The following is a 14,085-nucleotide window of genomic DNA, read 5'->3' on the forward strand; positions in this document are numbered from 1 at the left end:
TCCCCCCATCCGTTCTGAGCCTCCCGCGCGCAACCGGACAGGTACACCGGACCGGGCTCCCGCCCACATCATTCTGGCTGTCCCCCGACCCCTGCCACCAGAATGTCCCATTCCGCCCGTTGGCCGGTCGGGTCCGGGAGCCGCTCCCCGCCCGCTGCTCGCCGAGTTGTCCGTGAACTACCCCGGAATTGTTCGTGATCGGTAACGGACGCATCCCATGGCCGCGGTCTCTCGTCCTGCCAGGTGGTCGCAAGACGACCAAGGACCGGCGAGGAACTGCGCGGAAGCGGGGCGGACATGGCACGGCACGGCGGCGGGCGGGGCTGGTACGGCAAGGTGATCGGGGCGGCCCTCGGGGTGACGGTGCTGGCCGTCGGTGCCTCGGTGTGGACCGCGCAGGCCGGTGCCGTGGGCGGCTCGTCGCCTCAGGCGGCCGCGTCGGCCACACCGGGCAGTGACGGCAAGCCGGTGGCGGTGACCATCGTGCACGCCTCGGACAAGGGGGCGCGCGGCGTCAACATCACCATCGACGACGGCCCCGACCCCGTATGGACCCCTCAAGTGCTCGACGTGCTGCGGGAGTACGGGGTCAAGGCCACGTTCTGCATGGTGGGGACGCAGGCACAGGCCCACCCGGAGCTCGTGAAGAAGGTGGTCGAGGCCGGGCACCGGCTGTGCGACCACTCGGTGTCGCACGACACCACCATGGACACCAAGTCCCAGGCGTACCAGTCGCAGCAGATACTCGACGCCCAACGCATGATCACCGAGGCGTCCGGGGGCGTACGGCCGATGTACTACCGGGCGCCCGGCGGGGCTTTCACCCCCTACAGCCGCAAGCTGGCCGCCGCCCGGGGCATGCGCCCGCTGGGCTGGAACGTGGACTCCAAGGACTTCGAGCGGCCGGGCACGGACGCCATCGTCGCCACCGTCGAGCGGGAGGTGTCCAACGGGCCGACGCTCCTCTTCCACGACGCGGGCGGCGACCGCTCCCAGACCGTCGAGGCCCTGCGCCGGATCCTCCCCTGGCTCAAGGAGCAGGGCTACTCCTTCGGCTTCCCGGTGCGCTGAGCCCCGGCCCCGGTCGGTCACGGCGTTCGAGGCCCGGACGCCGGCTGCGCAGCGGCTTGCCCGCCGCTGAGCTCGCAGGTCTCTTTGTCCGCTACGCGCCAGGGGCGCGGAAGGCGACCTGTCGGCGGGCGGCCTCGTCGATCTCGTCGAGGGTGAGGAGCGGGGTGGCCCGGGTGCGCAGGGCGCCGCTGGCCTTGACGGTGAGGCTGACGGCGGCCATGGAGACCGGGTCGGGGAAGTCGACGATGAGGACGATGTCGTCCTCACCGAAGGCGAAGTACATGGCCTCGACCGTGCCGCCGAGGCCGGTGACGACCTGGTCGACGGCGGCGCGGCGGCCACTCGCGCCCTCCTTGAGCAGCCCCTTGGTGCCTTCGGGCGTGTAGGTCGCCTGGATGAGGAACTTCGGCATCGGGATGCTCCCTGCCCATCGCTTGTCCGGTCTGTGCAAGGGTCTTCCCGCAGGCTCGGCGACTGCCACGCACCACGCGGCCGGATTCACCCGGACAGCGGCGGGCCCGCCGGTCACCGGCCGGCCGTCGTGCCGGGGAACGCCAGTGGGACGGCCGGGGCCGGGCGCCATCGACGCCGTGGACGACGTCGTGGACGTACGGTCAGGCGCCGCTCCCGGGGCGGACGACCGTCAGGGAGACCGACGAGGAGTTGCCGGACACGGGCACCTTGCCCTGCGTCCACCTCACCGTGAGGGAGTCCCTCTCGTCGGGCGGTGTGACGATCAGCGAGGCGGGCGTCGCCGTACGGGCCCCGCTGATCTCCGGGTTGGAGAAGGTCAGGCCCGACCAGGCGCTCCGCCCGGGCGCCAGCTCGACCGTCGTCGGCGTGCCCGAGGACCGGCGCGGGTCGGGGCCGAGCTGCTTGCCGGACGCGTCGACGAACGCCGCTCCGGGGTAGCCGCGCACCGTGCAGGTGCGCCCGGAGCGGTTGGTCAGGACGATGGGGAAGTTCTCCTGTCCCGCTCCCGGGTCGTTGCGGCCGACCGAGGCGCGCAGCTCCGAGGTGTGGCAGCGGCTGCCGGCGGCGGTGTGCCCCGAGGAGGCCGAGGCGGAGCCCGATGGCGTCCCCGTCGCCGTCCCCGTTCCCGGTCCCGTTTCCTTCGAGGTGGCGCTCTCGGCAGGGCCGGACGGGCCGCCGGAACCGGCGTTGGTGCTCGGGTCGCCGGAGGCCGGTTCGGCCGTACCGGGAAGGCTCTGCGGGGAACTGGCCGGGGTGTCGCTGCCGCAGGCGGTGAGCACGCTCAGCAGCGCGAGACCCGCGAGCAGCGCAGCCCGTCGTGCGGCGGGTGAGGCGCGGTGCGCGGGCACCGCTTCGGGCCGGTCCGTGTCCGCCCCCGTGTGCCGGAAGGTCGACATGTCACCACTCCTTGGTGTCTCCGCACGAGTTCCTCGCCCGTGCGCACGGCGCGTTGTGCCCCGTCATCACTCTCCGATGCGCCGGGGGACCGAAAAGTTCGCGGGACCGGCCGACCAATTCCACCGGGATCGCCCGCCCGGCATCAGGGTTCGACGCGTACGGAGCCGATGACGCCGTCGGCCGTGTCGTCGTCGCCGCTCTCCTGGCGGATCTGGACGTACACCTGAGGCTGCCCGGCGCCGCCCGCCGCGGTGAGCGCCGCTTCGGTCAGGGACCCGTCCTCGCCCGAGCAGTCGTCCCAGGTCCGTATCAGCCCGTGCCAACGGGTGCTGGAGTAGGCGCGACTGCCGGCGTAGTGGCATCCGGTGTGCGCGATCGCGCGGACCTCGCCGGTCAAGTCGCCGTGTTCGCTGAGTCCGACGAAGGCCCCGTCGACGCCGGAGCCGAGATCCTGCCAGCGCGCCAGGCGGTTCGCGACGGCGAGACCGGGTTCCGCACCGTCTTCGAGGCCCAGCGTCCGTGGATTCCAGCCGGAGCCGCGCAGTTGCCCGCCCCAGCCGGCCGGCACCTCCACCGTGACCCGGCCCGTGCCGTCCTCGACCCGGAGGGTCTTCGCGGCGGGTTCCCGGGTCACCAGCACGGTGGTCGCGCCGACCGCGCAGGCCACGACGACGCCGGACAGTGCCAGGAGAGCGGTGCGCCGCCGGCGCCGGCGCCGGGGGACGTCCCCGCCCGAGGCCGCCTCGGCCAGCCGGTCGAGCTCCGCGGCGAACGCGGCCGCGGTCGGCCAGCGCCGCTCCCGGTCGGGCTCCAGGCGCGCAGCAGCACCCGTCGGACGTCCGGGCCGAGGACCGGGCCGAGGTCCGTACGGAGCCGGTCGGGCCGTTCGACCTTGCCGGGCGGGCCCGGTACCGAGCCGGTGACGAGGTGGTGGCCGAGGGCGCCCAGGCTGTACACGTCGGCCCGCGCGTCGATCCCGGAGCCGGGCCGGGCCTGCTCGGGCGGGGTGTAGCCCGCCGAACCCGCCGCCAGGGTGAGTCCGGAGGCCTGGGCCAGGCTCTTGGCCAGACCGAGGTCGGCCAGCAGCACCCGGTCGGCTCCGCCGGGTGTGGTGCGCAACAGGACGTTGGAGGGCTTGATGTCGCGGTGCACGATCCCGGCCTCGTGCAGCGCGCCCGCGCCCCGGGCCGCCAGGGCCGTCAGACGCAACGCCTCGGCGACCGGCAGCGGTCCGGCCTCGATCCGGTCGGCGAGGGTGCCCCCGTCGGCGTACTCCATGACGAAGTAGGGCCTGCCGTCGGAGAGTTCACCGATGTCGTAGACCTGGACGACCCGGTTCGAGTCGGCCCTGCGCAGCAGCCGGGCCTCGGCGAGGAACCGCTCCCGGATGTCCAGGCGATCGACCCAGTTCTCGGAGAGCACCTTGACCGCGACGGTCGCCTCGAGGACGTCGTCGTGGGCGAGCCAGACCACGCCGAAGCCACCGGCGCCCAGGCGCCGCTCCGGACGGTAGCGGCCGATTCGCTCCAGGGAGTGCATGCGACTATCATGCCTGGCCTCTGATCGACACCGAGGGGAGCGCTCGGGTGCAGGAACCGGCCGAGACCGAGGAGTTCGCCCTGCGGGCGGCAGCCGGTGACGGGGCGGCGCTCGACGTGCTGCTCCAGCGGATCCGGCCCGAGGTCGTGCGGCGGTGCGGACGGTTTCTGCCCTGCCGTGAGGACGCCGAGGAGGCGGCCCAGGACGTCCTCCTCCAAGTGGCCCGGAAGATCACCACGTTCGAGGGCCGCAGCCGCTTCAGCACCTGGCTCCACACGGTGGTCGCCAACTGCGCCCGGCAGAAGTACCGCGAGCTGAAGCGGCGTGCCGCCGAGCGGCCGGAGGCGATCGACCCCGCGCGGCACGTCGATCCGCGCACCACGAGTGTCATCGCGGGTTCCCGGATCGACCTGCTGGAGGCGCTGGAACGCCTGGAGCGCGAACACCCGCACCTGGTCGCGCCGTTGGTCTACCGCGACATCTGCCGGCTCGAGTACGCGGAGGCCGCCGAACGCGTCGGCGTTCCGCTCGGCACGTTCAAGTCCCGCCTGCACGAGGCACGCAGAAGGGTCAGGCCCTGGCTGTCCGAGGCGTCCTGACGAGGTGAGCCCGTTCCCCGCCGGGTGCTGTCCGGTCGTCGGCGGGGAACGGGCTCGGTGCTGTCCGGTCAGCGACGGGTGTAGATGAAGCCGATCTTGTCGACCTCGTCGCCCGTGCGGCCGTGGAAGCCGGCGAACTGCCAGCCGGTGGGCGCGGTGCGGGTCACGCAGTCCGAAGTCGTCGTGCCCCCGGCGAGGCTGCGGCCGAGGTTCGTGGTGAACCTCGCGGAGAAGATCCGGGTGCGGCCGTCCTTCGCTCCCTGGCACAACTGCGCGGAGGTGACGTACTCAGCACTGCCCAGCGTCAGCGAGGCGGCGGTGCCGCCCGTGCCGCCGTGCGCGAACGTCGTGCCGTTGCTCAGCGTCAGCCCCATCCGGTCGACCCGTGCGCCGCTGCTCAGGGAGACGGTGGTCGCGCGGGCGCCGGCCGGTACTGCGGCGATGTCGGTGAAGTAGGTGCCGTGCGGTCCGCCGAACTGGTCGCTGAGCTGGAAGTCGGCGTTGCGCGACCAGCTGAACGCGGCGGAGATCGGGTCGTGGTCGGAGAGCATCAGACCGTCGGAGGTCAGGAAGCGCGCGTGCTCGTTGTTGTAGCCGGTGGCGTCGAGCGTGACGAGCTTGCTGCCCCGGTAGAGGATCTTGTCGACGACCTCGCAGGTGTTGGGCACGGTGGCGCCGCTCTGGTCGCAGACGAGCGCGTCGCTTCCCTTGGCGGGCGGGGTTCCGCCGCGGACGAGCTGGACCCAGGGGTCCGTCAGCCCGTTGGCGGCGGCGAACTCCGCGATGGTGTCGCCGGAGCGGGTGTAGCGGGTGTTCGTGTCGCCCATGACGACGACGGCGTTGCCCGCCGAATGGGAGGTGATGAACGCGGTCAGCTGGTTGAGGTTGTCGGCGCGGGACGCGAGGTCGCCGGCATTGGTGCCCGCGTTGGTGTGCAGGTTGTAGAAGTCGACGTAGACGCCCTCGGCGAGGCGTTCCCGCATGAAGGTGAAGCCCTTGGGGGTGAGGCAGTCGCCGGAGTCGATCTGGCAGGAGTTCCAGCCGACCCGCTCGAAGTCGTCGGTGTCGTAGGAGATCTTCGAGAGGGAGTTGAGGCCGCTGCCGATGCCGGCGCCGCCGCTGGTGGGGGTGCGGTAGGGGTGCGCGGTGTCGGCCGCGTACAGGTACGCGTGGTAGTTGAAGTCCTCCTCGACATGGACGATGTCGTAGGGGGCGATGCGTCCGCCGATCGTCGTGGTGCTGGACTCGCGGGGTGTGGGCGCGCTGGATATGCCGTCGGGCAGCCCGGCGACGTTGTAGGTGAGCACGCTGAAGGTGCCCGAGTCGGCGGCCGTGGCGGGGGAAGCGGCCGCGGTGAGTCCGCCGAGTGCGGCGGCTGTCGCCGCCGCCCCGGCGAGAAGTCTGCGGAGAGGGGACATGGGGGTGTCTCCAGGGGGGCGAAGGGACATCAGAAGCCGACCGAGAAGGTGGCGTCGGCCTTGTCGGTGGACGTGGAGATCGGGTCGATGCGCAGCACGTAGTCTGCGTGCCTGAGGTAACGGTCCGGGTGGTTGTAGGAGCGGAAGGATGACCACGACGTGTCGGCCAGGCCCGCCGTCCGGTAGAACGTGGCGTCCTGCGCGAACGTCGTGGTGCCGTCGTTGACGGCGAGGGCCATCTGGTAGTTGCTGTGCCGCAGGTAGCGCGTCGGGTAGTTGACCGAGCGGAACGAGACGCCCGCAGTGTCGGCGAGTCCCGGGACCAGCGTCCACTGGGAGTCCGTGTACGGGTCGAAGGGGTACTCGTCGATCCGGCCGACGTAGTTGGAGTGCCGCACGTAACGGGCCGGATAGTTGTAGGACTTGAGCCGGTTCCAGGCGGGAGCGCCCCACTTCGCGAGGAGGTTGTCGTACTCCGTCGTGGTGATCGGCTGGATGCCCGCGTGCTTGGAGTTGAGCGGCTGTGTGTAGAGCCGCTGGTCGACCGGGGTCCAGGTGCCGCTCGCCAGGTCGGCGGACTGCCAGGCGTAGAAGACCCCGTTGGGCGTGTAGGTGTCACCCCAGAGGTACCAGAGGCCGGACGACGGTGACTTGACCAGGATCGGGGCCTCGGTGCCGCCGTGCGCCACCGGGGTGCTGAACACGGTGAAGCTGCCGGGGTTCAGGGACGCCGACTTGGCGCCCACCAGGGTCTGGTCCTTCTTGAAATACAGGTAGTTGACGCCGTTGACACCGACGGCCAGATCGCCGTCGATCACGTCGTAGCCGGGGTCGAAGAAGACCTGGGCCGTCGACGCCGTCACGAAGTCGGTCGTGTAGTTGACCATGAGGACGTTGTGGCCGCTGGAGTCGACCGCGGAGTAGATGATCCCGTACTGGCCCCGCCCCGCGTCCCAGTACGCCTCGGGCGCCCAGCTGTGGGTGGCCATGTCGTGCAGTTTCAGCCGGCGGTAGCCGCTGAAGGTCCGCAGATCGGCCGAGTCCCAGACGTGGATGTACTGGCTCTGCAGACTCCAGTCGGTGCCTTTGAGGTCGGTGGCGAGCACCACGAACGTGCCGTCCTGCCTGCGCAGGACGAAGGGATCGCGCAGACCGCCGGTGCCGCCCGTCGGGGTCACCACGGGTTTGTTCTGGTTCAGCGGCGTCCATCGGAGGGAGTCGGTGCTGACGGCCAGATGAAGGCCGTAGTCCGCTCCGTCGCCGTTCGGGGACTCGGTGAAGTAGCCCATCACGTAGGCGGTTCCGGCCGCGGCGCGGGCGGCCGGGGTGCCGAGGGCGAAGGCGGCGGTGAGGCCGGCCATCGCCCCCAGCGCGACGCGTCGGGACGGCTGAACGGGCCTGTCGTTCATGGCGGTCTCCTCGATGCTCATGCGGGGTCAGGCCCAGGCCGTGACGGGGACGAAGGAGCTGTCCTGGCGGAAGAGGGCGGTGCCGTCGGCCACGTCCATACGGAGCTGGTAGTTGTAGTGGCGCAGGTAGTAGCCGGGGTAGTTGTACGACTCGAAGCGCAGGGAGCCGCTGGGCGTACCCGTCCGGGCGATGAACGTGGCGTCCTTGGCGAAGGTCGCGGTCCCGTCGTTCGCGTCGAAACGGCCGCGGAAGTCGTAGTGCCGCAGATAGTTGCCGGCCGCGTCCCTGAAGGAGCAGCCGTTGGCGTCGGCGAGGCCCGCCACGACGGTGAAGGCGGACGCCTGCTTCTCGGCGGTGGTGCTGGAGGCGCTCACCACGGGGAGGTTGAGCAGCGCCGACTGCTCCTGCCAGTACCGGGTGGTGTAGTTGCCCGACCGGAACGACCTGGTGATGTCCGTGGACAGACTGGGCCCGCCGGAGACCGTCTCCTTGACCACGGTGAAGTGGCGGGCGGTGCCGGAGATCCCCGGCAGCTTCTTCGGCGCGCTCCAGGTGGCGAAGGTGTCGTAGCTGTCGCTGTAGTAGTAACTGCCGTCGCCGTAGCCGTCGAAGAAGATCCGCCAACCGCCGTTGTCGAGCTGGATCAGCGCCGGCCCCTCACGGGTACCGCCCCAGCCCGCCCAGTCGCCGGTCCGCCGGATCGTGTAGGGGCCGGCGAGGGCGGACGCGGTCGCGTACTCGATGTACTTCGTCGTCTCGTTCTTGGTGAACGCGTGATAGGTCGACCCGGCCTTCACGATGAAGGTGTCGATGTGGTTCGAGCCGATGCCCGCGAGTGCCACGGGCGAACTCCACGCGGTCAGCGCGGAGTTGGTTGCCTTCAGCAGATAAGGCGTGAAGATCCACTCGTCGCTGGTGACCGAGCAGGACACGATGATGTTCACGCTGCCGTCGCTGTCCACGAACCACTCGGGTGCCCAGGCGCGGGACAGGCCGGCGACCGGGACCGTGTAGTCGTACAGGAAGGTCCAGTTGACCCGGTCCGAGCTGCGGGCGAATCCGATGGTGGTGCTGACGTCCTGCCAGGTGTGCGTGGTGTAGGTGACGTAGTAGGAGCCGTCGGTGTGCTTGAACACGCTGGCGTCGCGGATCCGGTTGCTCGGCGGCGTGTACGCGGACGCCTTCAGCAGCCGGAAGTCGGTCGCGTCGTCCGACTCGTAGACGTTGACGGTGCCGTCGTCGCTGTTGAGGAACGGCACGATGGTGTAGCGGGTCGCGCGGCCCCGGGCGGGTGCCGCGGCCGTGGCGGTGCCGAGCAGCCCCGGCAGTTCGCCCAGGACGAGGGCGGTCGCGGGCAGGGCGGCCAGCGCGCGGAGCAGGCTCCGGCGGGACGGCTGCGGTGGACGTGACGCCGTGTCGGGTGTGGTCATGTGCGGCTCTCCTCGGATGGGTCACGGGGCCTGCGCGAGGGGGTTCACCACAGACGGAGGGGGTTCACCAAGACCTCCGCATGCCGAAGAGCGGGGCGGTGGTGTCCCTCCACCGCGCCTCTCCTGTTCGAAATACCGAATGCTGTGCGACATGCTGTGCGAGGCATTACGGTAAGGGCTTGCTGGGTGGTGTGAACAGGGCCTGTCGAGGCGGAAGTTGAGCGTGTTCTCGCGCGGGCCGGGCATCGAGGCGCGCTCGATGTCGGTGCCGCCGCTGTCTAGGCTGGGCCGCGTGAAGGAGCGGACAAGCAGGCCGATCGCCGTGTTCGACCTGGACGGCACCCTCGCGGACACCGCGCACCGGCAGCGGTTTCTGGAGCGACAGCCGCGGGACTGGGACGCGTTCTTCGCGGCGGCGTCCGAGGACCCGCCGCTCGCGGAGGGCGTCGCGCTGGCGCTGAAGAACGCTCAGGAGTGCGAGGTGGTCTATCTGACCGGCCGTCCCGAGCGGTGCCGCCGCGACACCGTGGACTGGCTGGCCGCGCAGGGACTGCCCGAGGGGCGCATCTGGATGCGGCGCAACGACGACCGCAGGCCCGCCCGCCGCACCAAGCTGGAGATCCTTCGCCGCCTGGCCCGCGACCGGGAGGTCCGCGTCCTCGTCGACGACGACGAACTCGTCTGCGTGGACGCGGAGCGGGCCGGCTTCAAGGTCGTACGGGCACGGTGGGCGGCCACGTCGGCGGCACTGAAGGACGCGCAGGGGCGGGAGGGGCGGACCTGAGGGCGCGCTCGCCGGGAGGCGGGCCGAGGGGGCTTCACCCGGGAGCGGATCCGAGGAGGGCCTCGCCGGAAGGCGGGCCTGTGGGCGGAGGGCGCGTCAGTCGGCGTCCTCCAGCCGGAAGCCGAGCTTCAGGCCGACCTGGTAGTGCTCGATCTGCCCGTTCTCGATCTGGCCCCTGACCTGCGTGACCTCGAACCAGTCGAGGTTGCGCAGGGTCTGCGAGGCCCGGGTGATCCCATTGCGAATGGCCTGGTCGACGCCTTCGTGGGAGGTCCCGACGATCTCGGTGACCCGGTAGGTGTGGTCGGACATGCGGCTGCTCCTCTCCGCCGTGGCGCGAGTGCCAGGCGTCATTCCACGGTGCCCCACGGCGTGGCGCTCCGCGAGACGACAGGGGTGGCCCGGGTGACGGCGGGCCCTTGACGGGGCTGATTGGTCCATACCAAACTCCAGACACCCGTGCGAGCGACCGGCTCGTTCCCCCACGTCGGGCCCCTTGCCCCTGTCCGCAAGACAGAACAGGACCCTCGTGAAACGTCGACTCCTCGCCGTTGTCTGTGTCACCGCCTCCCTGCTCACCGCCTGCGGCGCCCTGCCGGGCAGCGGCGCGCACCGGAGGACCGTCACGGTGTGGCTGATGAAGGACAGCGCCTCCAAGGAATTCCTGAAGCGGTTCACCGAGGACTTCGAGCACAAGCACAGCGACCTCCGGCTCGACATCCGCATCCAGGAGTGGACCGGGATCGGTGAGAAGGTCCAGGCGGCGCTGAAGCGGGACGACAAGGCCGCGCCCGACGTCATCGAGGTCGGCAACACCCAGGTCGCGCAGTACGTCGACGGGGGCGGCCTGAGCGACATGACCCTCGAGTCGATGCGCGACTGGGGCATGAACCACTGGCTGCCGGGCCTCGCCGAACCCGGCCGGTTCGGAACCCACCAGTTCGGCGTCCCCTGGTATGCCGCCAACCGTGTCGTCATCTACCGCAAGGACCTGTTCGCCGGCGCCGGCATCAAGCAGCCGCCGAAGACCCGCGAGCAGTGGCTCACGGACACTGAGCGGCTCAACACCGGTGGGAGGCAAGGCATTTACCTGGCCGGGCAGGACTGGTACACCCTCTCCGGATTCATCTGGGACGAGGGCGGCGACCTCGCCGAGGAGTCGGGCTCCGGGAACTGGGAGGGCACGCTGGGGACGCCTGCCGCCTTGCGCGGCATGGACTTCTACCGGCGCCTCCAGGCGCTCGGCGAAGGACCCGTGGACGCCGACGAGGAACACCCGCCGCAGTCAGGGGTGTTCGCCAAGGGCCGGGTCGCCCAGATCGTGGCCGTGCCCGGACTCGTCCAGGCCATCGAGCGGACGAACCCGGACCTCAAGGACAAGATCGGTTTCTTCCCGGTCCCCGGCAAGACGGCCGCGAAGCCCGGCGCGGTCTTCACCGGCGGCTCCGACCTCGTGGTGCCCCAGAACACCGACGACCGCAACGGCGCCACGGCCGTCATCGCCGCGCTCGCCGGCGCCAAGTGGCAGACCGAGCTGGCCCGGACGATGAACTACGTCCCCAACAAGACGACGCTCGCCGACGCCGTGGCGGGTGAGGAAGGTGTCGCGGCCATGGCGGCGGGCGCCGCGCAGGGCCGGGCCACCCCGTCCTCACCCCAGTGGGCCGCCGTCGAGGCCGACAACCCGATCAAGGACTGCATGACGAAGATCCTCGGCGGAGCCGACCCGGCGACGGAGGCCCGGCGCGCCTCCGGCCGCATCACGGACATCCTGGCGGCCGACGGGACGTGAGGGACGGGGCCGTGGCTGATGGAGGTGCGCCCGATGGGGCGTATCGGCCCTGATGACGGGCAGCCCCGTCGACGTCCAGGAACGTGGGTGGCGAGCGGCGGGGAGTAGCAGGGCCCTCCGGGCCGTAACCGAGACGGATAAGCATCTGGACGTGGTCGAAGGACGCTGTCGGGCTGCGCAGTTCGTCGCGTAAGTCGGGCCACTCCAGCGCCTGGTGGAGGAGCGAGGTCCGCAGACCGTGCGTGGTCGCGACCAGGAGCACATGCTGGAGTGACTGACCGGCGCGCAGCCAGTCGGAGCGCCTGTCGTGCCCCGTGGCCAACGAGACCAGGGTAGGAGTGCGCTCGAACGGTCGGGCAGGCAACCGCTCCATCGAGCGCTGTGCGGAGAAGTCGCGCATGGGCAGTCGTTCGAAGGCGTCCTGCGGTCCGAGGGCGGCGGACGGGATGCCCGTGTCCGCCGCCTCGGCCCGGCTCGTCCAGCGGCGGCTTTCGGCGCTGCGGTAAGGGTCGCAGTGGTTTCGGTGCTCCGCCTCCGCAGTGATCCGCAGCAGCCGCTCCGCCTCGCGTGGGGCGGTCACGGTCAGCTTGGCGCCTTCGAGTTGAGCGGCTTCCACGAGGTCGTTCATGACGCTGCCGGGCACTGCCTCGTCATGGAAGGGGAACCGGCTGCTGTGCCGGCGCCAGATTGCCTCGTACAGGTCGCCGGCGTGCAGTGCGCGAGGGCTCGCCTGTTGCGTGAGCCGGACGGAGGCGAGCAACCCGGGGTCGTGGGGATCGGGGAGAAGTCGCGAGACCGGCTTCCAGCCGAGGTGCGTCACCGCCACCCGCAGATTGAACAGGGCCGCGCCCGTGGCGATGTGCAGACCCCGGCCCTGGGGATCCTCGCGGGGCAGCCCGTGCGCGGGGGCCGCGTGTATTTCCACAGTGAGCGACTCGTCGGCGAGACGGAAGCGCCACGGCTGTGTGTTGTGCATCGAAGGTGCCGCGATGGCGGCCGAGATGAGAGTCTCCAGCGTCGACGAGTCCGGATAGGTCGAAGACATGAGGACCTCCTGCCGGACGAGGTGCTGTGAGCGTGCGGATCTCCTCAGACTGCCGTCACGGGCGGAGGTTGCTAAGGGGCCGACCGGCCCCACGTCCTGGGCTGTGCGGGCACGAGGTTCTCGGCACCGCGGTGGACGCCCGGCACCCGGTGGGGGTGGCGGCCGTCCCGGCACGAGGGAGAGGCAGTTGCTCTCTCCTCCCGGGTGAAGTGCGGACGAAGTCGGACCAACAGGCCGTACAGGTTGGTCCAGCCCGGATCGGTGGGACCAACCGGGTTGCAGGATAGGGCCGTTCAGCCCAAAGGGCACGGCCCTTCGGCATCCGGGCACGGCGTGCTCCGTGTCGGGAGAGTGATCCGTGTCGGGTACCAGCTCGGCATCGTCCTTCTTCCGAAGGGGGTCACCCGATGGCAGTCCACGAGCACCCATCAGCGTGCAGGGTTCCGCTTCCCGTCGCTGCGCAGGACCCGTTCGGCCCAGGCGCCGGGTGAGGCCGGGGTCTCGGCCGGTCTGCTCGGTGTCGGCGTCGCTCTCGCACCGGCCACATCCCGAGTCCGCCGACTGAATATGTGCTGAAACCCTCACCCTGCAAAGGAGTTCAACGTCATGACCGTACGCGTCGGTATCAACGGCTTCGGCCGCATCGGCCGCACCTATCTGCGCGCGGCACTGGACCGAGCCGAGGCGGGCACCCAGTACGTCGAGGTGGTCGCGATCAATGACATCGCGCCGCCCGCCACCCTGGCCCACCTGCTTGAGTACGACTCGACGTTCGGACGTCTCGGGCGCGAGGTGCTGCACGACGACAGCTCGATCACCGTCGACGGCCGGCGCATCGCCGTCACCGCCGAGCGGGACCCGGCGGCCCTCCAATGGTCCGACAACGGCGCCGACATCGTCATCGAGTCCACCGGCCGCTTCCGCGACCGGGACAGCGCCGCCCTGCACCTGAAGAGCGGCGCCCACACGGTGCTGCTGTCGGCACCCGGCAAGAACGCGGACGCCACCATCGTGATGGGCGTCAACGACGACACCTACGACCGCGCCTCCGACAGGATCGTGTCGGCCGCCTCCTGCACCACCAACTGCGTCGCCCCGATGGTCAAGGTGCTCCACGAAGCCTTCGGGATCGAGCGCGGCGTGATGACCACCATCCACGGCTACACCAACGACCAGTCCCTGCTGGACGGCCCGCACAAGGACCTGCGCCGCGCCCGCTCGGCGGCGCTCAGCATCATCCCGACCAGTACGGGCGCCGCCCGCGCCGTCGGACTGGTCCTGCCCGAGCTGGCCGGAGTCCTGGACGGTATCGCGGTCCGCGTGCCCGTCGAGGACGGCTCGCTCACCGACCTCGCGGTGGTGCTGCGCCGCGAAGTGACGGCAGACGAGATCAACGCCGCCTTCGCCGAGGCCGCAGAGGGTCCCCTGAAGGGTTTTCTCCGTGTCTCGCGGGCGCCCATAGTCTCCCGCGACGTCATCGGCGACCCGGCGTCCTGCATCTTCGACCCGGCCCTGACCCAGGCCAACGGAACGCTGGCGAAGGTCTTCGGCTGGTACGACAACGAGTGGGGGTACACCAACCGCCTGCTCGACCTCACCGCGCTGGTCGCCGACGACTGACGTACA

Annotated in this window: 14 protein-coding genes; 5 read left to right on the top strand and 9 right to left on the bottom strand. The window is 70.7% G+C overall.

Annotated features, from left to right (window positions below):
- The first annotated feature begins 297 nt into the window (after positions 1-297).
- Positions 298-1,071, top strand: coding sequence for a polysaccharide deacetylase family protein (locus ABZX90_RS04140; RefSeq protein WP_351120098.1), 774 nt, complete (start codon positions 298-300; stop codon positions 1,069-1,071).
- A 91-nt stretch (positions 1,072-1,162) separates the two neighbouring features.
- Here ABZX90_RS04140 and ABZX90_RS04145 read toward each other — a convergent pair whose 3' ends face one another.
- The 4 genes from ABZX90_RS04145 to ABZX90_RS04160 form a co-directional block, all read right to left on the bottom strand.
- The gene (locus ABZX90_RS04145) at positions 1,163-1,483 is read right to left on the bottom strand and encodes a GYD domain-containing protein (protein WP_351120100.1); all 321 of its coding nucleotides are present in this window, start codon (positions 1,481-1,483) and stop codon (positions 1,163-1,165) included.
- A 202-nt stretch (positions 1,484-1,685) separates the two neighbouring features.
- Positions 1,686-2,441, bottom strand: coding sequence for a DUF4232 domain-containing protein (locus ABZX90_RS04150; RefSeq protein WP_351120101.1), 756 nt, complete (start codon positions 2,439-2,441; stop codon positions 1,686-1,688).
- Between the two features lie 143 nt (positions 2,442-2,584).
- On the bottom strand, positions 2,585-3,076 hold the full coding sequence (locus ABZX90_RS04155; protein WP_355201332.1) for a hypothetical protein: 492 nt from the start codon (positions 3,074-3,076) through the stop codon (positions 2,585-2,587).
- Positions 3,073-3,981 (bottom strand): serine/threonine-protein kinase, encoded by a 909-nt coding sequence (locus ABZX90_RS04160; protein ID WP_355201334.1) that lies wholly within the window; start codon positions 3,979-3,981, stop codon positions 3,073-3,075. Before ABZX90_RS04160 ends, ABZX90_RS04155 begins: the two co-directional genes overlap by 4 nt.
- 47 nt (positions 3,982-4,028) lie before the next feature.
- On the opposite strand from ABZX90_RS04160, the gene ABZX90_RS04165 reads away from it, so the two are divergent.
- Positions 4,029-4,580 carry an RNA polymerase sigma factor gene (locus ABZX90_RS04165; RefSeq protein ID WP_351120105.1) on the top strand — a complete coding sequence of 184 codons (552 nt, stop codon included), beginning with the start codon at positions 4,029-4,031 and terminating at the stop codon, positions 4,578-4,580.
- 68 nt (positions 4,581-4,648) lie between these two features.
- Here ABZX90_RS04165 and ABZX90_RS04170 read toward each other — a convergent pair whose 3' ends face one another.
- The 3 genes from ABZX90_RS04170 to ABZX90_RS04180 are packed head-to-tail and all read right to left on the bottom strand — an operon-like array spanning position 4,649 to position 8,838.
- Positions 4,649-5,998: a jacalin-like lectin gene (locus tag ABZX90_RS04170; protein WP_355201336.1), complete on the bottom strand. Its 1,350-nt coding sequence runs from the start codon at positions 5,996-5,998 to the stop codon at positions 4,649-4,651.
- Between the two features lie 29 nt (positions 5,999-6,027).
- Positions 6,028-7,407, bottom strand: coding sequence for a glycoside hydrolase family 43 protein (locus tag ABZX90_RS04175; RefSeq protein WP_351120109.1), 1,380 nt, complete (start codon positions 7,405-7,407; stop codon positions 6,028-6,030).
- Positions 7,408-7,434: 27 nt separating this feature from the next.
- A complete protein-coding gene (locus ABZX90_RS04180) occupies positions 7,435-8,838 on the bottom strand; it encodes a glycoside hydrolase family 43 protein (protein WP_355201338.1) in 1,404 nt (467 codons plus the stop codon).
- A 292-nt stretch (positions 8,839-9,130) separates the two neighbouring features.
- On the opposite strand from ABZX90_RS04180, the gene ABZX90_RS04185 reads away from it, so the two are divergent.
- Positions 9,131-9,622 (top strand): hypothetical protein, encoded by a 492-nt coding sequence (locus ABZX90_RS04185; protein WP_355201340.1) that lies wholly within the window; start codon positions 9,131-9,133, stop codon positions 9,620-9,622.
- 96 nt (positions 9,623-9,718) lie between these two features.
- On the opposite strand, the gene ABZX90_RS04190 is transcribed toward ABZX90_RS04185, so the two are convergent.
- Positions 9,719-9,934, bottom strand: a complete 216-nt coding sequence (locus tag ABZX90_RS04190; RefSeq protein WP_266764246.1) for a dodecin — start codon at positions 9,932-9,934, stop codon at positions 9,719-9,721.
- Positions 9,935-10,151: 217 nt separating this feature from the next.
- Here ABZX90_RS04190 and ABZX90_RS04195 point away from each other — a divergent pair, with 217 nt between their 5' ends.
- Entirely contained in the window at positions 10,152-11,414 is a 1,263-nt protein-coding gene (locus ABZX90_RS04195) for an extracellular solute-binding protein (protein WP_355201343.1), read from the top strand.
- On the opposite strand, the gene ABZX90_RS04200 is transcribed toward ABZX90_RS04195, so the two are convergent.
- A complete protein-coding gene (locus ABZX90_RS04200; RefSeq protein ID WP_351120117.1) occupies positions 11,383-12,459 on the bottom strand; it encodes a nitroreductase family protein in 1,077 nt (358 codons plus the stop codon). The genes ABZX90_RS04195 and ABZX90_RS04200 overlap by 32 nt on opposite strands.
- Before the next feature lie 606 nt (positions 12,460-13,065).
- On the opposite strand from ABZX90_RS04200, the gene gap reads away from it, so the two are divergent.
- The gene (gene gap, locus ABZX90_RS04205; protein WP_351120119.1) at positions 13,066-14,079 is read left to right on the top strand and encodes a type I glyceraldehyde-3-phosphate dehydrogenase; all 1,014 of its coding nucleotides are present in this window, start codon (positions 13,066-13,068) and stop codon (positions 14,077-14,079) included.
- Positions 14,080-14,085 lie beyond the last annotated feature (6 nt).

Source organism: Streptomyces sp. NPDC002935, from assembly GCF_040611295.1.
In the GTDB taxonomy this organism is placed as follows: domain Bacteria; phylum Actinomycetota; class Actinomycetes; order Streptomycetales; family Streptomycetaceae; genus Streptomyces.